The organism is uncultured Actinobacillus sp. (assembly GCF_945915845.1).
Classification (GTDB): domain Bacteria; phylum Pseudomonadota; class Gammaproteobacteria; order Enterobacterales; family Pasteurellaceae; genus Exercitatus.
Window position 1 is genome coordinate 43,043 of sequence record NZ_CAMEFX010000006.1, and the last position, 24,251, is coordinate 67,293.

The following is a 24,251-nucleotide window of genomic DNA, read 5'->3' on the forward strand; positions in this document are numbered from 1 at the left end:
CACTTTTAAACCAGTGCGGTCTTTTATTAAACGAAATAATCCGTAATTTCTCACGACAGTTTTTTATTATTTCGTGCGAGCTGTGCTAGAATATCGCGCATCAAACACAACCTTATTTGACTTGGAGAATCTTATGCCAATTTTACGTTCAGCGACATCAACTCAAGGTCGCAATATGGCAGGCGCACGTGCGTTATGGCGTGCAACAGGAATGAAAGAAAACGACTTCGGCAAACCGATTATTGCTGTGGTGAACTCATTTACCCAATTCGTGCCGGGTCACGTGCATTTACGTGATGTGGGCAAATTAGTCGCGGAAGAAATCGAAAAAGCAGGCGGCGTGGCAAAAGAATTTAATACCATTGCAGTAGATGATGGGATCGCGATGGGTCACGGCGGTATGCTTTATTCTTTACCAAGCCGCGATTTAATTGCCGACAGTGTGGAATATATGGTGAATGCCCATTGCGCAGATGCGATGGTGTGTATTTCAAACTGTGACAAAATCACCCCGGGGATGTTAATGGCGGCAATGCGTTTGAACATTCCAACCATTTTCGTTTCAGGCGGTCCAATGGAAGCGGGGAAAACCAAATTATCTGACCAATTAATCCGTTTAGACTTAATCGATGCGATGATTCAAAGTGCGGACTGCAATGTGTCCGATTCAGACGTGGACGCTATTGAGAAAGCCGCTTGCCCAACTTGTGGCTCTTGCTCAGGAATGTTTACCGCCAACTCAATGAACTGTTTAACGGAAGCATTAGGCTTATCTTTGCCGGGTAACGGTTCGATGCTTGCCACTCACGCAGACCGCAAAGAACTCTTTTTAGAAGCCGGTCGCCGCATTGTGGATTTATGCAAACGTCATTATCTGGAAGACGATTACAGCGTATTACCACGCTCAATCGCGACCTTTGATGCCTTTGAAAATGCCATGAGCTTGGATATTGCCATGGGCGGCTCAAGTAACACCGTTTTACACTTACTTGCCACCGCACAAGAAGCCGGCGTGGATTTCAAAATGGCGGATATTGACCGTTTATCACGCATTGTGCCTTGCTTAAGTAAAATCGCACCAAACACCAATAAATACCATATGGAAGATGTTCACCGCGCAGGTGGGATTATGGGCATTTTAGGGGAATTGGATCGCGCCGGTTTAATCCACCGCAATGTGAAAACCATTCTGGGTTTAACCATGGAAGAACAGTTAAACCAATACGATATTATGCGCAACAAAGACGCGGATTTACATAAATTCTTCCGCGCAGGCCCTGCCGGTATTCGCACCACAGAAGCCTTTTCACAAGATTGCCGTTGGGATTCGGTAGATGATGACCGTGCAACGGGTTGTATCCGTGATCGCGCGCACGCCGTGACCGAAGAAGGCGGTTTAGCCGTATTATTCGGCAATATTGCCAAAGACGGTTGTATCGTGAAAACTGCCGGCGTAGATGAATCCATTTGGAAATTTACCGGTAAAGCCATTGTGTTTGAAAGCCAAGAAGACGCGGTAGCCGGCATTTTAGGTGGCAAAGTGAAAGAAGGTCACGTGGTGGTTATCCGTTACGAAGGCCCGAAAGGCGGCCCGGGTATGCAAGAAATGCTTTACCCAACCAGCTATTTAAAATCCATGGGCTTGGGCAAAAAATGTGCGTTATTAACAGACGGTCGTTTCTCAGGCGGTACTTCAGGCTTATCCATCGGTCATGCTTCACCGGAAGCGGCATCAGGCGGTGCCATTGCCTTAGTACAAGACGGCGATACCATTGAAATCGACATTCCTAACCGCTCTATTCATCTTGCCATTTCAGATGAAGAAATGGCGGCTCGCCAAACGGAAATGGAAGCCCGTGGTGATAAAGCATGGCAACCCGTTAGCCGCGAACGTGAAGTTTCCTTCGCGTTAAAAGTGTTTGGTCACTTTGCCACATCCGCAGATAAAGGTGCGGTGCGCGATAGAACCAAACTGTAATCCATAAAGCGCGGTTAAAAATATTGTCTTTTTTGACCGCGCTTTCCATATTAAGGATCGCGTATGGTAGATTATTTCTTATCTCTTAATCCTGTTTGCCAAGCCTTTGCCGCAGGATTATTTACTTGGGCATTAACAGCCTTTGGTGCCGCATTCGTTTTTTTCTTTAAAAATGTTAACCGTAAGCTACTCGATATTTTAATGGGTGCCGCCGCAGGCGTGATGATTGCCGCGTCCTTTTGGTCATTGCTATCCCCTGCGCTGGATTATGCGGAAGCGGATTATGGCAAATTTGCGTGGGCACCTGTCACCATCGGTTTCTTGTTCGGCGGATTTTTCTTACGTTTTATTGACCATATTGTGCCGCATCTGCATTTAAGCAAACCCATTACAGAAGCAGAAGGTGGCGCGCTTTACAACAAAAAGAAACTGTCCAAATCTACCTTACTTTTTTTAGCGATCACGATTCATAATTTCCCCGAAGGTCTTGCTGTGGGTGTCACTTTTGGCGCATTAGCTTCACAAGTTCCCAATGTGGATATTTCAGTCATGGCGGCAATTAGCTTAGCTCTCGGTATTGGTTTGCAGAATATTCCCGAAGGGGCGGCGCTTTCTTTGCCTATCCGTGCAGAAGGAAAAAGTCGCACAAAAGCCTTTGCCTACGGTGCAATGTCTGCCATTGTGGAACCTATCGGTGCGGTAATGGGGGCGGCTTTTGTTATGTCTATGACTAATATTTTGCCCTACGCCCTTGCCTTTGCGGCCGGTGCAATGATTTTCGTTGTGGTTGAAGAATTAATTCCTGAATCACAAAGCGGTGGAAACAGCGATAGTGCAACCCTTGGTTTATTACTTGGGTTTGTGGTAATGATGATTTTAGATGTGGCTTTAGGATAATTAACATGACACATACTCTTCCAACTCAACCAACAGGTGCGGAATATCTCCGTGCCGTATTAAGCTCTAAAGTTTACGAATTAGCGATGGTGACACCATTACAGCCAATGACAAAGCTTTCAGACAAACTCGGCAATCAAATTTTTGTAAAACGCGAAGATCGCCAACCTGTGCATAGTTTTAAATTGCGTGGTGCTTACGCCATGATTGCAGGCTTAACCCAAGCGCAAAAAGACGCCGGCGTTATTACGGCTTCCGCAGGCAACCATGCTCAAGGCGTTGCCTTATCCGCGAAAAATGCGGGCATTCGTGCTTTAATCGTGATGCCACAAAATACACCGAGCATTAAAGTGGATGCTGTGCGTGGTTTTGGGGGCGAAGTGTTATTACACGGCGCTAATTTTGATGAAGCCAAAGCCAAAGCTATCGAGTTATCAAAAAGCCAAAATATGACCTTTATTCCGCCCTTTGATCATCCTGCAGTCATCGCGGGGCAAGGTTCTATTGGTTTGGAATTATTGCAGCAAAATACCCATATTGATCGCGTTTTTGTCCCTGTGGGCGGTGGCGGTTTAGCCGCCGGCGTTGCGGTTTTAATTAAACAATTAATGCCGGAAATCAAAGTAATTGGAGTGGAAAGCAAAGACAGCGCCTGTTTATTTGCCGCATTAAAAGCCGGTGGACCTGTTGATTTAGCACGTGTAGGCTTATTTGCAGATGGCGTGGCGGTGAAGCGTATCGGCGATGAAACGTTCCGCGTTTGCCAACAATATATTGATGAAGTGATTACCGTAGATGGTGATGAAATTTGTGCCGCGATGAAAGATATGTTTGAAAACGTGCGTGCGGTTTCGGAACCATCGGGTGCGTTATCCTTAGCGGGTTTGAAAAAATATGTGAAAGAACACAATATCAAAGGGGAAACCTTGGTTAACATTCTGTCTGGGGCGAACTTGAATTTCCATACACTACGCTATGTGTCCGAACGCTGTGAAATTGGTGAACAAAATGAAGCGGTCTTTGCGGTAACCATCCCAGAGCAACGCGGCAGCTTCTTAACGTTCTGCCAAATCTTAGGACAAAATGCGGTGACAGAATTTAATTACCGCTATGCCGATGAAAAACAAGCACGTATTTTCGTGGGCGTTCGTATTACAGGTGCGGAAGAAAAGGCAGCCATTTTGACACAGCTTAAACAAGGTGGCTATGATGTGGAAGATTTGTCCGATGATGAAATCGCGAAAACTCACATTCGCTATATGATTGGCGGGCGTTCAAGCAGTCAATTAAACGAACGTTTGTATAGTTTTGAATTCCCTGAGCAAAAAGGCGCGTTGTTAAAATTCTTAGAAACCCTTGGCACAACACAAGCCAATATTTCACTATTCCATTATCGTGGACACGGCGCAGACTATGGCGATGTACTGGCGGGTTTCCAAATTGAAGAAAAAGATTTGCCTGCCTTTAATCAACATTTAGAAGCGTTGGGTTATGCCTATCAAGATGTGACAAATAGCCCGGCTTATCAGTACTTTTTGAGTTAAGCAGCTATTAAAGTGCGGTGAAAATGCTTTAGGTTTTGCGAATGGAACAACAATACTCTAAATATGTTAAACGTGCAGCAATGTTGGCAATTGTGGTCTCAACATTGCTGATTATCATCAAAGGTATTGCTTGGTGGTACACGGATTCGGTGGCGATTTTAGCGGCGATGACAGACAGCCTTGTGGATTTATTCGCTTCTTGCACCAATATGCTGGTGTTACGCTATGCGTTACAACCTGCGGATAAAAATCATTACTTTGGCCATGGCAAAGCCGAATCGCTTGCCGCACTCGCGCAAAGTGCCTTTATTACAGGTTCCGCATTATTTCTGTTATTACAAGGCAGCCAACGTATTGCTAATCCTGAAAATATTGAAAATAACGGCCTAGGCGTTGCGGTCAGTTTGGTCTCTATCTTATTGACCTTGGCGTTGTTAATGTATCAACGAAAGGTCATTAGATTAACCCAAAGTCCGGCGATTGAAGCAGATAAATTGCATTACCAAACCGATTTACTGATGAACAGCGCCATTCTCGTTGCCATGCTGTTAAACATGTATGGGATGATTTATGCCGATGGGATTTTTGCTATTCTTATTGCGCTCTATATTTTCATAAGCGCATTAAAAATGAGTTGGGAAGCGGTTCAAACCTTACTAGATCGCGCCTTACCCGATGAAGAAATCCAGCAAATGATTCAACTGGCAGAAGCACAAGAAAAGGTATTAGGCGTACATGATATTGGCACCCGCCAAGTGGGGAACATTAAATTTATTCAGTTGCATTTAGAACTGGATGATGATCTTCCATTAATTACCGCACACGATATTGCTGATAAGGTGGAACAGGCTATTTTAAGCCAATTCCCGACTGCCAAAATTGTTGTTCATCAAGAACCAAAGTCTGTTGTGGCAAAAGAAAATAGCCATCGCCATGAAATCCTTGAATAAAACGATCCTTGAGCTTGTGGAAAGGTAAATCTTATGTAATGATGACATCATATCAAATATTTTAGTCACTCAAAAAAGGAGATCAAATGAGCCAAATAACCATGATGGGCAACCCCATTGAATTAGCAGGAACCTTCCCGAAAGTCGGCGATATCATCGGTGATTTCGTTCTAACCGGAAAAGAATTAAATGATGTATCATTAGTTGAATTTTCAGGCGTTCGCAAGGTTTTAAATATCTTCCCAAGCATTGATACGGGCACTTGTGCCACATCAGTACGTAAATTTAATGAAAAAGCCGCCAACTTAGCCAATACCGTTGTGCTTTGCATTTCAGCAGATTTACCTTTCGCACAAGCCCGTTTCTGTGGTGCAGAAGGGATTGAAAATGTGAAAACCCTTTCTACTTTCCGCCATAAAGAATTACATCGTCAATTGGGCGTAGATATTACTTATGGTGTGTTAGCGGGGTTAACCGCTCGCGCTGTGATTGTCTTAGATGAACACAATAAAGTCTTACACAGTGAGCTGGTGTCAGAATTAAAAGATGAACCTAATTATGATGCGGCATTGGCTGTTTTAGGTTAAGTCTTATGAAAAAAGCGACTTCGAAGTCGCTTTTTTTTGGAAGTGAAATTTGATGACTGCACCAATTACACGTTATCAATTTGACCTAATAATGAACGTAAACGATCTTGCCAGTTATTGTGTTCTGCTTTTAATTGTTCATTTTCATTACGAAGGGTTTCGTTTGCCGCGTTCACCTGAGTATTTTTCTCTTTTAATTCTTCCACTTCTAATTGAAGTAATTGAATAGTTTCAACGGCTTGGCGAATTTTGCCTTCTAATTGATCTAAAATTTCTAATGACATAATAATTTCCTTTAATAAAAATGTGTGATCATTCTACCCTAGATTGCATGGAATTTAAAATCCTAAAAAAGATTTTTTATTTGATGGCAAAATATTTTTTCGCAATCGTTTTCGCTAGTGCTAAAATGCGGAAAATTTTAGCCAAATAAGGACAATCAAATGGATAGATCATTAGCAATTGAATTCTCTCGTATCACTGAAGCCGCTGCACTCGCCGGTTTTACTTGGTTAGGACGTGGCGATAAAAATGCAGCAGATAATGCTGCCGTCACCGCCATGCGTTTTATGCTAAATAACATCAATATGGATGCGGAGATTGTGATTGGTGAAGGTGAAATTGATGAAGCACCTATGCTGTATATTGGTGAAAAACTCGGTACGGGAAAAGGTGAGAAAGTGTCGATTGCAGTCGATCCTATTGACGGCACACGAATGACTGCCATGGGGCAAGCCAATGCGATTTCGGTACTCGCCGCCGGTGGTGCCGAAACATTCTTACGCGCGCCGGATATGTACATGGAAAAATTAGTCGTAGGCCCGGAATTAAAAGGCATGATTGACCTCAATTTAGATATTGAACAAAACTGCCGCCGTGTGGCATCCCGACTTGGGAAATCTATTAGTCAATTAACGGTGATGGTACTTGCCAAACCACGCCACGATGACGTCATTAAACGGATTCAACAACTGGGCGCACGCGTTATTTGTATCCCTGACGGCGATGTGGCGGGGTCTGTTTTATGTTGTTTACCCGATAGTGATGTAGATATGTTATATGGTATTGGTGGCGCACCGGAAGGTGTGGTCGCTGCGGCGGCAATCCGCGCCTTGGGCGGTGATATGCAAGCGCGTTTATTGCCACGTCATTTAGTAAAAGGCGATACCCCTGAAAATCGTCAAATTGCAGAACAGGAAATCCAACGTTGCAAAGAGAACGGTGTGGAAGTCAATACGGTTCTGCCATTAGAACATTTAGTGAAAGATGATAATCTCGTGTTCGTTGCAACGGGAATTACCAACGGAGACTTACTAAAAGGTATTCAACGCAAAGATAATTTGGCCACCACGGAAACCTTACTCATCCGCGGTAAATCTCGCACTATTAGACGTATTCAATCGATGCATTATTTAGATCGAAAAGATGCTGAGATTTATGAGTTATTAAGCGAATAAGATGCTAGTGCGGTCAAAAAATCAAGTGTTTTGACCGCACTCTTTTAAATCTCAACTAAGGAATCATCTGCCCACAATTCTTCCAAATATTCCATAAATTTACTTTTTTCGTCTTTATCTTTAAAGCCCGTCACCTCCACCCCGGCAGAACTTGAAAAGCGAATCCGAACCTGTACATCGGCAAATTTCTCTGCAATACGCTTCGGCAAACGGTCTTGCAAAACAGCGATCATTGCCGCTTGATACTCTGCTTTTTTTCGATCTTTTTCTTGGGTAAAACGAATGTCAATTTGTTTCATATATCACCTCATTTAATTGATTTTATATACAGGTATTATATTATCCAAAATCAAATACTGTCAATATAAATAGTGATAAAAACATCAGCTTTACTGTATTTTCCTATATAGAATAAATAATATCGCCGTTGCGCAAGAACGACATGCCCCTTGTTTTATGCTAGAATTTCGCTACTAAAAGATTTTCCACTCTCTTGATATCACTTATTCAAATAGGAAAAACACATGCAAAACAAACACTTTATTGGTTTAGGCGTGGCCGGCAATTTTGCCGGGCATTTAGAGCAAGCGGGCGAAGCGGCGGATTTCGTGAATGTCAAAACGCAAGAAGCGGTGCAGCCAAAGGCTATTTTTCCGTTTTATGTACCCGGTGAAAAATTAGACCCACTCACTCAATTTTTAAGCGAATTTCCTATTTCATCCGATACCTTAAATTTTCCACAGAATGCGGATAATTTACAAATTGAGCCTGAAATCGCGTTAATTTGTGATATTCAATATAGCGAAGAAACCCCGAAAAAAGTGACCGCACTTTTACCGACTCATTTTGCGGCTTATAACGATTGTTCCATTCGCCGTCCGAACGCCCGTAAAATTTCAGAGAAAAAGAATTGGGGCGCAAATTCAAAAGGGTTGTCTGCCCATTGGATTGCATTAGATCGCTTTACACTGGGGGGCAATATCGATGATTATCATATTGCTTGTTTCCATCAACGTCAGGGGCAATTAAAGGAATACGGCATTGATAGCCAAGCGTTAGGTTACAGCTATTTCCACGAAAAATTGCTGAATTGGATTGTGGATAGAATGAATCATCAACCTGACGAAGGCCCAATGAATGATATTGCCACTTTACTGAAACAAGCCGATTACCCAAGCAAAGCCATTATCAGTATTGGTGCTACGCGTTATACTGAATTTGGTGAAACAAACTTCTTGCAAGTGGGCGACACCTCAATGGTTGTGGTTTACAACGGCAAACAATATCAACATGCACAAATTGTTGAAATGGCAGAAAAAGGACAATTTGCGCCTGATGTTTCAGCGTTAGTTCAAAAAGTAAAATAACATCCTAAAGCGCGGTCAAATTTGACTGCGTTTTTTATTGTTTATTGTGATCTTGCTCACAGTTTTGCTGAAACGAATTCAGTAGAATAAGGACGTTATTTTGTAATAAAGGAAATGAAATATGACCCCAGCAGCGTTGTTTGGCGAAGGGATTAATCTGATGTTATCAGGGATGGGCTTTGTACTGCTCTTTTTGCTGATTTTAATTTGGGCAATTCGCGCAAGTTCAAAACTGATTAACCGTTTTTTCCCCGAACCGCTTCCCACTCCAAAAACACAACCAAAATCCACCGCACTTTCTGCGGATTCTGTGTCTGATTTAGAGCGTCTTCGCCCTGTGATTGTGGCGGCTATTGCTCATCATCGCCGTTCTCAAGGCTTAAATTAATAAAGGATTGTATTATGACTAAAAAAATTAAAATTACTGATGTGGTTTTACGTGATGCCCACCAATCTCTTTTTGCAACACGTATGCGTTTAGATGATATGTTGCCCATTGCAGCGGAATTAGATGATATTGGGTATTGGTCGTTAGAAGCTTGGGGCGGTGCGACCTTTGATAGCTGTATTCGCTTTTTAGGGGAAGACCCTTGGGTGCGTTTACGTGAGTTGAAAAAAGCCTGTCCGAAAACGCCTTTGCAAATGCTGTTGCGCGGTCAAAATTTATTAGGTTATCGCCATTATGCCGATGATGTGGTGGATCGTTTTGTGGAACGTTGCGTGGCAAACGGGATGGATGTGTTCCGTGTGTTTGATGCCTTAAACGACCCTCGCAATATGAAAGCGGCATTGCAAGCGGTGAAAAAACACGGTGGGCATGCGCAAGGGACATTAAGTTACACCACAAGCCCGGTGCATACCTTGCAAACTTGGTTAGATACTACAGAACAGTTATTGGAAATTGGCGTAGATAGCCTTGTGATTAAAGATATGTCAGGGATTTTGAACCCAATGGCGGCGGCTGAGTTGGTCGGTGAAATCAAAAAACGTTTTGATGTGCAACTGCATTTACATTGCCACGCCACTACGGGGATGTCTGAAATGGCGTTATTGAAAGCCATTGAAGCCGGCGTAGATGGTGTGGATACGGCGATTTCTTCGATGTCCGGCACCTATGGGCACCCTGCTACAGAAGCTATTGTAGCTACTTTACAAGGCACCGAATTTGATACCGGTTTAGATATTCCGCGTTTAGAGAAAATTGCGGCGTATTTCCGCAATGTGCGTAAAAAATATGCGAAATTTGAGGGGCAATTACGTGGCGTGGATAGTCGCATTTTAGTTGCGCAAGTACCGGGCGGTATGTTGACCAATTTGGAAAGCCAACTCAAACAACAAAATGCAACCGACAAATTGGATTTGGTGTTAGAAGAAATTCCACGTGTACGTAAAGATTTGGGTTATATTCCATTGGTGACCCCAACATCACAAATTGTGGGAACTCAAGCGGTGATCAATGTGTTAATGGGCGAACGTTATAAAACCATTGCCAAAGAAACCGCAGGCATTTTAAAAGGCGAATACGGTAAAACTCCTGCGCCTGTTGATGCCGCATTACAAGCGCGCGTATTGGAAGGTGCACAACCTATCACTGACCGCCCGGCGGATCATATTGCCCCTGAAATGGCAAAAATTGAAGCAGATGTGGTGGCGCAAGCAAAAGAAAAAGGTGTGAAATTAGCTGAAAACACCGTGGATGATGCCTTAATTGTGGCGTTATTCCCACAAATTGCGTGGAAATTCTTAGAAAATCGCGACAACCCTGCCGCTTTTGAACCTGCACCTACGGCAGAAGAACCTGCGAAAAGTGCGGTGGAAAATAAAGCTGTTTCTAAACCAACGCAAGCGTCAGGTTCGGCTGTTTATACCGTGGAATTAGAAGGCAAAGCCTTTGTGGTGAAAGTGACGGAAGGCGGTGATATTACCCATATTGCGCCAACTACTGCACCAGCTACAACAGCAGCTGCACAACCAACGGCGGCACCGGCACCAAGTGCAGGCGGTGTGCCGGTAACGGCACCAATGGCCGGTAACATTTGGAAAGTGGTGGCCACAGAAGGGCAATCTGTTGCAGCGGGCGATGTGTTATTTATTCTCGAAGCCATGAAAATGGAAACGGAAGTGAAAGCTGCACAAGCCGGTGTAGTACGCGGTATTCAAGTGAAAGCAGGCGATGCGGTTGCGGTGGGCGACACTGTGATGACCCTGGCTTAAGGAGTAAAGCATGGAGAGTATTATTGCTTTAATTCAAGGGATGGGCATTATGCACATAGAATGGGGGCAAGCCGTAATGCTTGCCATCAGTGTGCTGTTGCTGTGGCTTGCCATTTCCAAAAAATTTGAGCCCCTTTTGTTATTGCCTATCGGTTTCGGCGGATTGCTGTCCAATATTCCTGAAGCCGGATTGGCGATGACCGCCTTGGAAAATCTGTTGCATTTAGGTTCGCCTGAGCAAATTGGCGCGATTGCGGCGCATTTGGGGGTGGCAGCAGATCCCGCGGCCATTAAGACCGCACTTACCAGCGTACCTGCTTCGGTGATGAACCAATTGGAAACCATGTCTGTGGATATGGGTTATAGCGCAGGGATTTTAGCCTTGTTCTATAAAGTGGCCATTAGTTATGGCGTAGCTCCGTTGGTGATTTTTATGGGCGTGGGCGCGATGACCGACTTTGGTCCTTTGCTTGCCAATCCCAAAACCTTATTACTTGGTGCAGCGGCACAGTTCGGGATTTTCGCCACCGTATTGGGCGCGTTAGCGTTAAATTATTTCGGGATTATCGAATTTACGTTACCGCAAGCGGCATCCATCGGGATTATCGGGGGCGCAGACGGCCCAACGGCAATTTATTTAACCAGCAAACTGGCCCCTGAGTTATTAGGAGCGATTGCGGTGGCAGCCTATTCTTATATGGCGTTAGTGCCGTTAATCCAACCACCGATTATGAAAGCCTTAACCACAGAAGAAGAACGCAAAATTCGGATGACGCAACTGCGTAATGTGAGCCAAACTGAGAAAATTTGCTTCCCGATTATTTTGCTTTTACTCGTTGGTTTATTATTGCCTGACGCCGCGCCGTTATTGGGGATGTTCTGTTTTGGTAATTTAATGAAAGTCAGCGGCGTGGTCGATCGTTTAAGCGATACCACACAAAACGCGCTCATTAATATCACCACCATTGTGTTGGGCTTATCTGTAGGCTCCAAACTGATTGCAGATAAATTCCTACAACCGCAAACCTTAGGGATTTTATTACTTGGTGTAATTGCCTTTGGGATCGGTACAGGTAGCGGTGTGTTAATGGCGAAATTGATGAACAAATTCAGCAAAAACAAAATCAACCCGCTTATCGGTTCTGCCGGTGTCTCTGCCGTCCCAATGGCAGCACGTGTATCAAATAAAGTGGGCTTAGAAGCCGATAACCAAAACTTCTTACTCATGCACGCCATGGGCCCAAATGTGGCCGGTGTAATTGGCTCTGCTATCGCGGCAGGGGTAATGTTGAAATATGTGGCAGCAATGATGTAACCCGCCATTACCCTTTCGCTGATCGATCAAATCAAAGCGATAAGTAGGCAAAAACAAAAAAACTGAGCTGATATCACTCAAGCTCAGTTTTTTTATTTTTCTTTATATCTTGTGTTAATTAAAAAATTAACGGTATGGTTGATCTAAAGGAATTTCCGCATCCGGTTGTTTTGTGATGCGGTTGCGTAAGTCACGGCGGATCATTTCAATTGACCAGAACCAGAAGATGTGACCTACTAATTCAGAAATGTGTTCGTATAATGGCCATTCTGCAACCGGTGGGGTTAAACCTAAGGCTGGGAATGTGATGTAGTGAACACAGATATTCGCGATAATACCTGCGCCGATACCTTGCCAGAATTTAATTTTCGGGAAGATTTCAGCCACGATACAGTAACCGATCGCAAACACTAATGAGAAAATCATGTGTGTTACACCGATTGAGTTAAACGGATGATCGGCAAAAGTGAATGCGATAGTTTGGTAAGGATCAAGACCAAGGTAATCACGTAAGAAAACAGCCGGTGGGTTTAATACCGCGCGAGAACACACTTCTAATGCTTGTGATGGATCTTGACATGCCGCAACGAATAAATCTAACGGGCTACGTGGTGGAAATGGGTGTTCAGCACCCCATTTTACAAAAGCTGAAATGATACCGGCGATGATACCAACGAAAACTGCAACACCATAACGGCGGCGAGATGTTTCTGTAAATAATGCCATTTTTGGCTCCGAAGTAAAAATATTTAAAAATTTAACCGCGCTTTTTTCAATTGCTTCAAAGTCAATTTTGTAAAGCACGGCACCTTTCCTTACCCAAATCGGGTGAAGTGGGCAGATTTTATGCTCTTGAGCAAAATAGTCAAGAAAAACATATGGGGGTGTTATTGGTCAAAAATATCGCCATCACGCAAAATATGGGCATTGCCTTTGCGGCGTAAAAAGCCACATCGATCGTAATATTCCATCAATTGAACGGTGAGTTTTCGACCAAATTGAAGTTCATCACGTAATTGGTTAACGCTGATTTCACCTTGTGCCTTGAGCATTTCTTTCACGCGTTTAGCATAGGCATAAACCGTCTCCGTTAAAAAGAAACGATCTTTTACAATGGGCATTAAATAGCCCAACTTGCCCGCTTTGTATAAGAAATTACGCATTTGCGTTTCGTCCATTGCTAAGGCGGTGGCAATATCGCGCACCCACAATGGCTGTCCGTTGGCTTGAATAAATTCCCGTAAAACCGCTTTCCAATGTTCACGTTCTTCCGCAGAAAACGCCAATTGATGTTCGGGCAAATGTAACCAACCGCGACTTTGGGCTAATTTGCCTGTTGCCAATAATTCATCCACAAAATAGTAAATTAATTTTTCGGGTTGATTTAGCGCACTCATGCGATACAAACGCGCTTTAGCCACACCGATTTGATCAGGATGTTGCGCGTGATAAAAGCCTAGTGCGGTCAACATTTTCCGGTTTTGTTGGGTTTGATAATCTTGATTAAAACACCAATCTTGGAAACGTATTTGTTGGTTCTGCGTAAGAATTTCGCTTAATTGCTGATCCGTTAATTGTTCAACCCAACGCAAATAGGTCGCGCTGACCGCTTGATCTTGCAAATACAACGCAATCCGTTCTGCCACATTATTGGTTTGGGCTAAATTTGTTACAAAATTTAACCGCACTTCGCTACGTTTATGGCGTTTAGGCGAATGGATTTCCAACACTCGACCGCCGGCAATGAGATGTTTATTGTCGCCACTGCGCAAAATGACTTTATCGCCTACCGTCAAAAAGAAAGGTTTTTCTAATATTATTTCGGCGTAAACCTGTTCATTCGGTTGAGCTGATTTCACATTGAGCAAGCCTAATTTTCCTACACAGCGTGAAGCCGCGTGATAAATATGCACAGACTGATTTTCGCTTAATGGGGTTTCTGCGGTGAGCTGAACAGTAATGCGATCCGTAGGTTCGGGCGGCTGTTCTGCCAATAACCAATCACCGCGTTCAATGCTTGCCCGCTCCAATTCTCCGTGAATATTTAAGGCTAACCGTTGACCCGCTATGCCTTGCTCATTGGGTTGATTTTGAGCGTGAATGGCTTTGATGCGGACTTTTTCGCCTGTGGATAAATAAAGTTCGTCATTCACGCAAACCTTGCCACTAAATGCCGTGCCTGTGACCACCGTGCCTGCGCCTTTGACCGTAAAAATTCGATCAATGGCATAACGGAAAGGTTTGGTACTATCCGCTAAATTCGGTAGTGCGGTCAAAAATTCACGTAATTCCGCAATGCCTTGTTGTGTGGTAGCAGAAGTAACAAAAAACGGTGAATGCGCTAAAAAAGGATAATTTGTCGTGATCTTTGCTTTAAGATCTTCGATTTGTTGCGAACCGGCGCGATCTGACTTAGTGATCACCACGAGAATTTGTGCTAATTGCAATTGACGCAAAATGGCTAAATGCTCTTGGGTTTGTGCTTGAATCCCTTCATCCGCTGCCACAATTAACATCGCATAATGAATTCCCCCAAGCCCCGCTAACATATTTGCCAAGAATTTTTCATGCCCCGGAACGTCAATAAAGCCCAGCACGTTGTCGCCCACGGGTAAGTAGGCATAACCTAAATCAATGGTCATTCCCCGCTTTTTTTCTTCGGGCAAATGGGCGGTGTTTGTGCCGGTTAGGGCTTGCAATAAGGCTGTTTTTCCGTGGTCAACGTGACCGCTTGTGACAATAATCATAGTTCTTCCAACGTTTTCAATAAAGCATCTGTATCCGCAACAGAACGTATATCTAACCAAATTTTACCCTGTTCAACTCGCGCAATCATTGGCGTAGTTAAGGTTTTAAAGCGGGCCAAAAGTGCGGTTAATTTTCCACTCTTTTCGGCAATGGTTACCGCAAGAGAGGGAATTTGCGCCATAGGTTGCGAACCGCTACCGATTTGTGCCGAACTAGCTTCGATTTGCAAGGAATACGCCGAATTTAATTGTTTTTCTAACCGCGCTTTAACCTGTTCCGCTTTATGTTGCAATGTATCAAGAGATTGTGTGAGTAATCGCAAAGTAGGCAATTTTTCCGCGAGTTTTTCGGGTTGAAGATATAAACGTAAAGTCGCTTCTAAACCCGCTAAAATTACTTTATCACAGCGCAAAACGCGTTTTAACGGATGTGCTTGAAGTTGATCAATTAACGTTTTTTTACCGACAATAATACCGGCTTGCACGCCACCCAATAATTTATCCCCCGAAAACGAAATTAAATCCACGCCTTGTACGAGTTTTTCTTGTACAGTTGGCTCTTTAGGAAGATGATATTGGCTTAAATCAACCAACGCGCCACTGCCTAAATCGCTGATGACGGGAATATTGAATTCTTGCCCCAAAGCAACAAGTTCCGCTTCTTCTACCGCAGAAGTAAAACCACAAATTTGGTAGTTACTGCTATGAACTTTCATTAAAAAGGCAGTATTTTCGTTGATTGCGTTGCGATAATCTTTTAAATGGGTACGATTGGTTGTTCCCACTTCCACCAGCGTACAACCTGCTTGTGCCATAATATCGGGAATACGAAATGCACCGCCGATTTCAATGAGTTCGCCACGAGAAATAATCACTTCCTTGCCTTTCGCAAAGGTTGCTAACATCAGCAAAACCGCAGCCGCATTGTTATTCACCACACAAGCCGCTTCCGCTCCCGTCAACGCAAAAATCAAATCGCTAATATAATTATCACGATGACTGCGGCGACCGTCTTCTAAATCATATTCCAGCGCCACATTACCGCCCATTGCCTGCAATGCCGCCTGCTGTGCGCTTTCTGCCCATAAAGCACGCCCAAGGTTGGTATGCAATACAGTACCGGTTAAATTATGTACCGCTTGAATTTGAACTTGGCTTTGTTGGGTTAATTGGCGTTGAATTTCAGTGAACGTGTAGTTAATTTCAGCAAAATAGGGCGGAAGTTGCTGCGTTGATTTAATGGCTTCGCGACCTTGTTCAATGAGTTTTCGACACACATTGACCACGGCGCTATGCCCAAATTCAGCAATAAGTTGTTCGCCTTGCGGCAGTTTGAGTAATTTATCCACAGAAGGCAGTTGGCGAAAAAGTGCGGTCATCATGGCTCTCGTTTTTTGATCTTGTGTTGAAAATAGATGTCATTATATCGCAAAATTTGACCGCACTTAAATAATCGGTTAGAGTAACGTCACCTTTCGGAAGGGCGTCATCTCCGGTGAGGTGGCAGGACTTCAAATCCTGTTGAGGACGCCAGCGTTCTCGGGTGGGTTCGACTCCCATTCCCTTCCGCCACTAAACCTTTCCTGACGTAAACAGAAATCAACATTATTAAACATTTCCCAAATAACAATAAACAGCATAAAGATAATAATAGATACTGAAATACCCTTGTTATAATCCCAAAATGGGACTATACTCAAGGCAAATAACAAAGGTCTAAAAATGCGCATAATATCTACAGCAAAAATTATTGAATATTACAACAAGCACCCTGATGCTGAACAACCACTAAAAGCGTGGGTAGCTGAGGTTAGGAAGGCAAATTGGCAAGATACACACGATATTAAAGCGCAATATGCAAGTGCGAGCTTCCTTTCAAATAGACGCGTTGTATTTAATATTAAAGGAAATGATCACCGCTTAATTGTTGCCGTAGCCTATAAATTAGGTGCGGTTTATATTAAATTCATTGGTACACACGCAGAATATGACAAAATCAATGCGGAAACCGTGGAGCAATAAAAAATGAATATTACACCAATTAGAACAGAACAAGATTATCAACAAGCATTAAAGGCAATTGAACCCTATTTTGATCGCGAAGAAGAGTTAAGTGCAGATGAGTTGGATTATTTTGATATTATGCTTACCTTGATAGAAAACTATGAAAGTAAACATTACCCTATAGAACAGCCCGATCCAATTAGTGCAATTAAATTTAGAATGGAACAAAATGGTTTAACTGTAAAAGACCTAGAACCAATGATAGGGAAATCAAATAGAGTATATGAGATACTCAATAAAACGCGCCCATTGAGCTTAAAAATGATACGAAATATCCACCAACATTTAGGCATTAGCGCGGATATATTAATTCAAACACATTAATAACTAAGCCGTGAATAACTACGGCTTTTTTATTGGCAATTATCTCTAAAATCACATCAAATTTTGTGATCTCCATTCCAAAACCCACGTTTGCGCATTTCTTTTTTTGCTATTCTCACTATAGTTAACGAAAAAACCGAGTAAGAAATGAATATTTTTGGATTTCGTTGTGTGCATTGCCAAGATCAGTTAGCGGTTGCTTCTCACGGGCTTTGTTGTCGTTGCAATCGTCTTGTTCAATCTCGCGCATATTGTGGAAAGTGCGGTGCAGAATTGCCACAAAATGCGATGATATGTGGGCAATGTTTGCGTCACGAGCCAAGTTGGGATCGTTTGGTGATGGCGGGGCGTTATAACGAACCTTTGTCAACTTTAATTCATCGTTTTAAATTTCAACAGGCTTTTTGGCTTGATCGTACCTTGGCGCGGTTGCTGTTGTTGGCAGTGATGAAAGCAAGACGGGAACATGGGTTAACCTTGCCCGATGTGCTTATTCCTGTGCCATTACATCATTTTCGTCAGTGGAGGCGGGGCTATAATCAGGCTGATTTAATTGCAGGTTGGTTATCGAAATGGCTCAAAATGCCTTGTGAAAACAATTTGTTAGTACGTGCTAAGCATACCCCCACACAACGTGGGTTAACCGCAAAAGCGCGCCGTCAAAACTTGAAAAATGCTTTTCGGGTAAAAAGGAAAATCCCCCATCAACGAATCGCGTTAATTGATGATGTGATTACAACGGGTTCCACATTAAATGAAATCGCAAAATTATTACGAAAACAGGGCGTGCAGGAAATCCAAGTGTGGGGATTAGCAAAAACCTAGGGCTATTTTTGACGGAAAAAGGCTAATATCCGTTTAATCGCTTGCTCTCTAATGGCATCTCGCTCAAAAAGAATTTCGTGTTTAGCATGGGAGATGATGTCCATTTCGCCTTTCGGCAAAAGTGCGGTGAGTTTTTCGAGATTTTTATTTGAGACGATACGATCGCGTTCTGACTGAAAAATCAGCACGGGAATTTCAATGCGCGGTAAAATTTTAGGCAATCCTTTAATGGCATTTAAACAAAGATGAACCCAGCGAAAAGTTGGGCCGCCAAGATGCAATTCGGGGAATTTACGATTCACGCGGTTCATCCATTTCATCCGCGTTTTACAATGGCTCAGTTCGTTATTATCTAAATCCGCAGGTTTATAGGAAGTTTTGCCAAACACATAGCGAGAACCTTGCCCAAATAAATTCATGGCTGCCAGAACAAGCTGATCGCGGATGGGGCTTTTAAGTGGTGCACCAAAAAAGGGCGCAGAAAGCACCGCACGTTTAATGTGGTGATCATAATTGGCGAGATAATAACTCGAAATCAGCGCGCCAAGGGAATGGGCAACAATATATTGTGCTTTGTAATCATAAAGTGCGGTGGCGTGCGCGATAATTTTTGCCATATCATCCGTATAAAAACGAAATTCATCCAAATGACCTTTGTCGGGATCTTGCAATAATCGCTGCGAATAACCTTGTCCGCGGTGATCAAACAGCAGCACGTCATAACCGCTCAAGAAAAAATCATAAGCCAGCTCAGTCCATTTCAAAAGATTTTCCGCCCGACCATTAACTAACACCACCAATTGGCGTTGTTGGGGTTCTTCGTGTGCGATGTGTCGATAAGCCAGTCGGCAATTATTTTTGCCTTGCAAATGTTGAATCGGAAATTGTTCCACAAAGGGTTGCAGTTGGCTTAGGGCAAATCGATGAAAATGGGGTTCGCGAGTCATGGATTAGTCTTGTACAAAAATGCTGAAATTCCTTATGGTTCGACAAGCTCACCAACCGTCATTTCAGCTCATAATCGAATAATACAAAAGTGCGGTCAATTTAACCGCACTTTCACCGGTTTAGCTTACACTAATTGTTTTAAAATACGGCGTACCGGTTCTGCCGCGCCCCATAATAATTGGTCACCCACGGTAAAGGCTGCCAAATATTCAGGACCCATTGCTAATTTACGTAAACGCCCCACCGGTACGCTTAATGTGCCCGTCACTTTCGCCGGGGTTAATTCACGTAATGTGGTTTCTTTGTCATTTGGAATCACTTTTACCCATTCGTTGTGAGCCGCAATGATTTGTTCAATTTCCGCTAATGGAATGTCTTTTTTGAGTTTAATGGTGAACGCTTGGCTGTGGCAGCGCAATGCACCGATACGCACACATAAACCATCTACAGGAATTGGGTTGTCGCTTAAACCTAAAATCTTGTTGGTTTCTGCATAACCTTTCCACTCTTCTTTGGTTTGTCCTGTTTCCGGTAATAATTTGTCAATCCAAGGAATTAAGCTACCGCCTAATGCCGCACCAAAGTTTTCTGTTGGGAAATCTTCTGCACGCATTTTCGCTGTCACTTTACGCTCAATCTCTAGAATTGAAGACGCCGGATCCGCCAATTCTGCTTGCACCGCATTTTCTAATTGACCCATTTGGCTTAATAATTCACGCATATTTTTCGCGCCGGCACCTGAAGCCGCTTGGTAAGTGGCAACAGAAATCCATTCCACTAAATCTTTCTCGAAAAGACCACCAATCGCCATTAGCATTAAACTCACGGTACAGTTACCGCCCACGAAAGTTTTAATGCCGTTTTTTAAGCCTTCTGAAATAACGTGTTGGTTAACCGGGTCTAACACGATAATCGCGTCTTTTTCCATACGTAATGCAGAAGCTGCATCCACCCAATAGCCGTCCCAACCTGTGGCTTTTAATTTTGGATAAACTTCGTTGGTGTAGTCGCCGCCTTGGCAGGTTACGATCACATCTAATTTTTTGAGTTCTTCAATGTCGAAAGCGTTTTTTAATTCACCTGCGTCTTTACCACCAAACACCGGGGCTTTTTGACCTGCTTGTGAAGTGGTGAAGAAAATAGGGTTAATGTTCGCAAAATCGTTTTCCTGAACCATGCGATCCATTAAAACGGAACCCACCATACCGCGCCAACCGATAAAACCGACATTTTTCATATTTTATTCCTTTTGTTGTGTTTGAATTGAGATAGCTCTAATTAATTACAGAACAATCAAATAAAATCAAGTCCAATCTCATAAAAAAATAAAAAAAATGATGAAAACCTGAAATAACGCAAATTTTCATCATCCTTTTTTAAATTTTTTATTTTTCCAACAAGCGAATATGTCGAGTTGCCGCAATCCACGCAGAAATATAGCCTGCAATGGCACAGAGAATAAATAGGAAGATTATCTCACCAAAATCTAATCCGCCCACATCAAAATTAACCGCAAAAATATCTGTCACATATTTGACCGCACTTGTGAAATAGCCCACCAGCAACGCACTGAAGAAACAGGCAAAAAATGCGCCTAACACGCCATAAATCATCCCTGTCCACAAAAATGGGCGTAAAATAAATTGTTCCGTGGCACCCAATAATTTCATTACTTGAATATTGGCTTGACTGCTGTAAACATCAGAACGGATACTGTTGCCAATCACCAAAAATACCGCGCACATCATTAACACCGTACAGAAAATCGCAATATGAGCAATTAACCAAGATAATGCCGCTAATTTTTCCAACCAGTCATTATCCATTCTCACTTCTTCTACGCCTTTAATTTTCATCAAACCTTGATAAAGCTCTTGGCGTTTTTCCGAAGGCTGGAAGGCTTTGGTTGGGGTAATCATCACCACTGCAGGCAACGGATTATCATCCAATACATCCAACTCTTCACCAAAACCTGACCAGTTTTTAAATTCCTTGAGACTTTGTTGGCGAGAAACATAATTCAGGGTTTCAATCCCCTCTTGTTCCCGAATTCTATCCACTACGGTGTTGGCATCTTCTTCCGTGAGATTTTTATGCAAATAAACCGTCAATTCACTTTCAGGATAAAATTGCGTAGTGGCTTGATGAATATTTTTCCAAAGTAAAAAACTCACCGTAGGTATTGTTAAAGAAACCGCAATCACTAACACCGTTAATAAAGTCGCATATTTCTTTTTGATTAGAACCGCCCAAACATCTCGTAATACATAATGCATTTGTACCCAAAACGGTGCTTTTTGTAATGAACTCATGAAAACTTTCCCCAATTTATGCCCAATTAACGTAAATGTCCTTGCTCTAAGACTAAACAAGGCTTCGGTTTCTGATTAATTAACCCCACATCATGAGTGGCAATTAATACCGTCATCCCCATACGATTAAAATCTTCAAACAAATTAAAAATATCTAAAGACAAGGCATTATCTAAGTTACCCGTGGGTTCATCAGCTAACAATAATTGTGGCTTATGTACCACCGCACGAGCAATATCCACTCGTTGTTGCTCACCGCCTGAAAGATGAATCGGCGCATGATTTGCGCGATCATATAACCCCACGCGATCTAAAGCGGAAAGTGCGCGCTCTCTTGCGGTTTTAGGATGCATCCCATTAATAATCAACGGCAACGCCACATTATCTACAATGGAACGATCGGATAATAAACGATAATCTTGATGTACCATACCGATTTGACGGCGTAAAAATGGCAATTCATAGTGGGATAAACGCGTAATATCATGACCATTAAACCAAATACTGCCACCATTCGCACGTTCCATTCCCATAATCAGTTTTAACAACGTACTTTTACCCGCGCCGGAATGTCCGGTCAAATAGGTCATACTGCCTACCGGCAAATGGAATGACAACCCTTGCAACGCAGGTTTACCCCCTAAATAGGCTTTACTGACATTTTCAAAATGTATCATCTTCTTTTCTCTATTTATTCAAAAACTCTGTTCATTATACAGAAAAGCACGGCTCAATACAGGGCTTACCTGTTGTAAATAAACTCTGCGCAACAAGGTATTATTGCGCTGGGAAGAATGGGAAGAAAATCGGTAATAACACCATACTGATTGCGATAATAATCAAAATCAACGGTAAGCCAACCTTAGCGTAATCTGCAAAACGGTAACGCCCCACAGATAAAATCATGGTATTAGCCGGCGTACCAATTGGTGTAGCAAAGGCACAAGATGACCCCACCACCACTGCCATTAATACGGCTCGAGGATCAGCACCTAAGGTATTCGCAATAGAAAGACCGATAGGAGCAAGCAAGGCTGCTGTCGCCGTATTGGACATAAAATTCGTCAACACACAGCTTAATAATAAAATGGTTAACAATAGCACATAAGAATTGGGGTGAGCGCCCAGCCAACCAATAATCGTGTGCGCAATCTCCGCGCCGGCACCGGTGACTTTCAAGGCTTCCGCAAGGGCAAGGGTTCCTGCGAATAAGAAAATCACTTGACTATCAATGGCTTCATAGGCTTGTTTTTCCGTAATTACACGTAAAATCACCAAAATTAACGCGCCCACACAAGCAGAAAGATAGAGTTTAATCCCGATCACATCTTCAAACACCATAGCAAAGAGAGTCGCTAATAACACCGCAAAAGACGTCCATTGTTTCCATTTGGGAATATGGTTATGGTGATTATGGAATACGTGTACATCGTCTTCGTCAAAACCTACATTTTCCGTTTTTGGCAGCAAGCGAAAGCCAATAAACGTAAAAAATAAAACCCCGGCGATTAACATCGGCACACCGATTTTGGCATATTCAAAGAAACCAAATTTATACCCGGCACCTTCTAACACCCCTTGAATAACTAAGTTATTCGGTGAACCAATCAACGACAGGTTACCACCTAAAGTCGAAGCAAATGCCATTGGCATTAACAAACGAGAGCGCGCAAAACCGGATTTAACCGTAATCCCCAAAATGACCGGAATCAAAATCGCTGCCGTTCCTGTATTAGATAACACCCCAGACATTACCCCGGTAATGACCATAAGCACAATCATCAATTTCAATTCGCTACTCGCAAATTTTGTGACCACGCCACCGATCTTATTCGCCATCCCCGTCTCAAATAAGGCACCGCCAATAATAAACATCGCCGCAAATAAAATCACATTGGTATCCACAAAGCCCAAAAAGGCTTCTTTTTGTGGCAACACACCGGTTAGGGACAACCCTACACAAACAATCATCGCTGTCACGGCAAGAGGTAATTTTTCCCACGCAAACATAATTACAGCAAAAACGAGAAAGCACAGGGTAATAACACTTGGGGTCATAAACATCTCCAATCAATAAAAAACGGCGCATTATAGCCCATAACCAAGCAAAGGAGGGAAGTTTTGAATAAAAAAGATGAAGTTAGGGTGAAAAATATTTCACCCTAACACACCTTCATCTAGGATAATTTTCTCAATTTCGCATAATAAAATCCATCACCGCCATTTTCGGTAGGAATAAACTGAAAACCGACCGCACTTTTATCTTGGGTAAATGGTAAAGGTTCCAATTTCGCATTAGGGGTTTCCGCTAAGAAACGGGCAATTTGCCGGCTATTCTCTTCAGGCAAAACAGAACAAGTAGCATACAACAACACGCCATTCGGTTTTAAAGTTGCCCAAAGTGCAGTTAAAATTTGGCGTTGTAATGTCACCAGTTGATCAATATCTCTTTCTTGTCGTAACCATTTGATATCAGGATGACGGCGGATAACGCCGGTGGCGGAACAAGGCGCATCAAGTAAAATACGATCAAATTGCACCGCACTTTTTCGCCCTACAATTTGCTCTGCCGCCTGTGGCAACCAGTTTTCAGGTTGCGTGGCATCGCCACAAATCACCACGGCTTTTTGCTTTAACCGTGCTAGATTTTCATGTACACGCTTCAAGCGACTTTCTTCCACATCTAACGCCACCACTTTAGCCGCCGGGGCTTGTTCTAAAA

General features: G+C 43.0%; 23 protein-coding genes, 1 tRNA gene and 1 pseudogene. 14 read left to right on the top strand and 11 right to left on the bottom strand.

Annotated elements, in window-relative coordinates; translation table 11 throughout:
- Positions 1 to 133 precede the first annotated feature (133 nt).
- The 5 genes from ilvD to tpx all read left to right on the top strand — a co-directional run bounded on the left by ilvD (position 134) and on the right by tpx (position 5,956).
- Entirely contained in the window at positions 134 to 1,978 is a 1,845-nt protein-coding gene (ilvD, locus tag Q0O89_RS03120) for a dihydroxy-acid dehydratase (RefSeq protein ID WP_293730299.1), read from the top strand.
- 63 nt (positions 1,979 to 2,041) lie between these two features.
- A complete protein-coding gene (locus tag Q0O89_RS03125) occupies positions 2,042 to 2,875 on the top strand; it encodes a ZIP family metal transporter (RefSeq protein ID WP_135708964.1) in 834 nt (277 codons plus the stop codon).
- Positions 2,876 to 2,880: 5 nt separating this feature from the next.
- Positions 2,881 to 4,419, top strand: coding sequence for a threonine ammonia-lyase, biosynthetic (ilvA, locus tag Q0O89_RS03130; RefSeq protein WP_273392113.1), 1,539 nt, complete (start codon positions 2,881 to 2,883; stop codon positions 4,417 to 4,419).
- A 41-nt stretch (positions 4,420 to 4,460) separates the two neighbouring features.
- Positions 4,461 to 5,369, top strand: a complete 909-nt coding sequence (locus Q0O89_RS03135; RefSeq protein ID WP_135708962.1) for a cation diffusion facilitator family transporter — start codon at positions 4,461 to 4,463, stop codon at positions 5,367 to 5,369.
- An 86-nt stretch (positions 5,370 to 5,455) separates the two neighbouring features.
- Positions 5,456 to 5,956 carry a thiol peroxidase gene (gene tpx / locus Q0O89_RS03140; protein WP_273314433.1) on the top strand — a complete coding sequence of 167 codons (501 nt, stop codon included), beginning with the start codon at positions 5,456 to 5,458 and terminating at the stop codon, positions 5,954 to 5,956.
- Positions 5,957 to 6,021: 65 nt separating this feature from the next.
- On the opposite strand, the gene zapB is transcribed toward tpx, so the two are convergent.
- Positions 6,022 to 6,240, bottom strand: a complete 219-nt coding sequence (gene zapB, locus Q0O89_RS03145) for a cell division protein ZapB (protein WP_135708960.1) — start codon at positions 6,238 to 6,240, stop codon at positions 6,022 to 6,024.
- 159 nt (positions 6,241 to 6,399) lie between these two features.
- On the opposite strand from zapB, the gene glpX reads away from it, so the two are divergent.
- The gene (glpX, locus tag Q0O89_RS03150; protein WP_273392119.1) at positions 6,400 to 7,413 is read left to right on the top strand and encodes a class II fructose-bisphosphatase; all 1,014 of its coding nucleotides are present in this window, start codon (positions 6,400 to 6,402) and stop codon (positions 7,411 to 7,413) included.
- Positions 7,414 to 7,457: 44 nt separating this feature from the next.
- On the opposite strand, the gene Q0O89_RS03155 is transcribed toward glpX, so the two are convergent.
- A complete protein-coding gene (locus Q0O89_RS03155; protein ID WP_135708958.1) occupies positions 7,458 to 7,712 on the bottom strand; it encodes a DinI-like family protein in 255 nt (84 codons plus the stop codon).
- 225 nt (positions 7,713 to 7,937) lie between these two features.
- Here Q0O89_RS03155 and Q0O89_RS03160 point away from each other — a divergent pair, with 225 nt between their 5' ends.
- The 4 genes from Q0O89_RS03160 to Q0O89_RS03175 all read left to right on the top strand — a co-directional run bounded on the left by Q0O89_RS03160 (position 7,938) and on the right by Q0O89_RS03175 (position 12,309).
- Positions 7,938 to 8,780, top strand: a complete 843-nt coding sequence (locus tag Q0O89_RS03160; protein WP_273392121.1) for a DUF5718 family protein — start codon at positions 7,938 to 7,940, stop codon at positions 8,778 to 8,780.
- Between the two features lie 121 nt (positions 8,781 to 8,901).
- On the top strand, positions 8,902 to 9,168 hold the full coding sequence (locus Q0O89_RS03165) for an oxaloacetate decarboxylase subunit gamma (RefSeq protein ID WP_135708956.1): 267 nt from the start codon (positions 8,902 to 8,904) through the stop codon (positions 9,166 to 9,168).
- Between the two features lie 14 nt (positions 9,169 to 9,182).
- The gene (gene oadA / locus Q0O89_RS03170; protein WP_293730300.1) at positions 9,183 to 10,994 is read left to right on the top strand and encodes a sodium-extruding oxaloacetate decarboxylase subunit alpha; all 1,812 of its coding nucleotides are present in this window, start codon (positions 9,183 to 9,185) and stop codon (positions 10,992 to 10,994) included.
- Positions 10,995 to 11,004: 10 nt separating this feature from the next.
- Entirely contained in the window at positions 11,005 to 12,309 is a 1,305-nt protein-coding gene (locus Q0O89_RS03175; protein WP_293730301.1) for a sodium ion-translocating decarboxylase subunit beta, read from the top strand.
- A 126-nt stretch (positions 12,310 to 12,435) separates the two neighbouring features.
- Here Q0O89_RS03175 and Q0O89_RS03180 read toward each other — a convergent pair whose 3' ends face one another.
- The 3 genes from Q0O89_RS03180 to selA form a co-directional block, all read right to left on the bottom strand.
- Positions 12,436 to 13,035, bottom strand: a complete 600-nt coding sequence (locus tag Q0O89_RS03180) for a DUF1440 domain-containing protein (protein ID WP_135708953.1) — start codon at positions 13,033 to 13,035, stop codon at positions 12,436 to 12,438.
- Positions 13,036 to 13,196: 161 nt separating this feature from the next.
- Positions 13,197 to 15,056 (bottom strand): selenocysteine-specific translation elongation factor, encoded by a 1,860-nt coding sequence (gene selB / locus Q0O89_RS03185; RefSeq protein ID WP_293730302.1) that lies wholly within the window; start codon positions 15,054 to 15,056, stop codon positions 13,197 to 13,199.
- Positions 15,053 to 16,435 carry an L-seryl-tRNA(Sec) selenium transferase gene (gene selA / locus Q0O89_RS03190; protein ID WP_293730303.1) on the bottom strand — a complete coding sequence of 461 codons (1,383 nt, stop codon included), beginning with the start codon at positions 16,433 to 16,435 and terminating at the stop codon, positions 15,053 to 15,055. The genes selB and selA overlap by 4 nt, the downstream gene beginning before the upstream one ends.
- A 98-nt stretch (positions 16,436 to 16,533) precedes the next feature.
- Here selA and Q0O89_RS03195 point away from each other — a divergent pair.
- From Q0O89_RS03195 to Q0O89_RS03210, 4 genes are all read left to right on the top strand, one after another.
- Positions 16,534 to 16,628: transfer RNA gene (locus Q0O89_RS03195), tRNA-Sec, on the top strand.
- 150 nt (positions 16,629 to 16,778) lie between these two features.
- The gene (locus Q0O89_RS03200) at positions 16,779 to 17,078 is read left to right on the top strand and encodes a type II toxin-antitoxin system HigB family toxin (protein WP_273392133.1); all 300 of its coding nucleotides are present in this window, start codon (positions 16,779 to 16,781) and stop codon (positions 17,076 to 17,078) included.
- 3 nt (positions 17,079 to 17,081) lie between these two features.
- Entirely contained in the window at positions 17,082 to 17,444 is a 363-nt protein-coding gene (locus Q0O89_RS03205; RefSeq protein ID WP_273314850.1) for a transcriptional regulator, read from the top strand.
- Positions 17,445 to 17,591: 147 nt separating this feature from the next.
- Positions 17,592 to 18,269, top strand: coding sequence for a ComF family protein (locus tag Q0O89_RS03210; RefSeq protein WP_293730304.1), 678 nt, complete (start codon positions 17,592 to 17,594; stop codon positions 18,267 to 18,269).
- 2 nt (positions 18,270 to 18,271) lie between these two features.
- Here the strand turns inward: Q0O89_RS03210 and Q0O89_RS03215 are convergent, their stop codons facing one another.
- The 6 genes and pseudogenes from Q0O89_RS03215 to Q0O89_RS03240 form a co-directional block, all read right to left on the bottom strand.
- Positions 18,272 to 19,216, bottom strand: a complete 945-nt coding sequence (locus tag Q0O89_RS03215) for an alpha/beta hydrolase (protein WP_293730305.1) — start codon at positions 19,214 to 19,216, stop codon at positions 18,272 to 18,274.
- A 125-nt stretch (positions 19,217 to 19,341) separates the two neighbouring features.
- Positions 19,342 to 20,454, bottom strand: a complete 1,113-nt coding sequence (gene asd / locus Q0O89_RS03220) for an aspartate-semialdehyde dehydrogenase (protein WP_135708934.1) — start codon at positions 20,452 to 20,454, stop codon at positions 19,342 to 19,344.
- A 148-nt stretch (positions 20,455 to 20,602) separates the two neighbouring features.
- Positions 20,603 to 21,529 (bottom strand): permease-like cell division protein FtsX, encoded by a 927-nt coding sequence (gene ftsX, locus Q0O89_RS03225; RefSeq protein WP_293730306.1) that lies wholly within the window; start codon positions 21,527 to 21,529, stop codon positions 20,603 to 20,605.
- Positions 21,530 to 21,555: 26 nt separating this feature from the next.
- Complete coding sequence (ftsE, locus tag Q0O89_RS03230; RefSeq protein ID WP_293730307.1) at positions 21,556 to 22,206, bottom strand: cell division ATP-binding protein FtsE; 651 nt, start codon at positions 22,204 to 22,206, stop codon at positions 21,556 to 21,558.
- A 100-nt stretch (positions 22,207 to 22,306) separates the two neighbouring features.
- Positions 22,307 to 23,587, bottom strand: coding sequence for an SLC13 family permease (locus tag Q0O89_RS03235; protein WP_293730308.1), 1,281 nt, complete (start codon positions 23,585 to 23,587; stop codon positions 22,307 to 22,309).
- A gap of 119 nt (positions 23,588 to 23,706) precedes the next feature.
- Positions 23,707 to 24,251 (bottom strand): annotated as a pseudogene (locus Q0O89_RS03240) (16S rRNA (cytosine(967)-C(5))-methyltransferase); the annotation flags it as partial.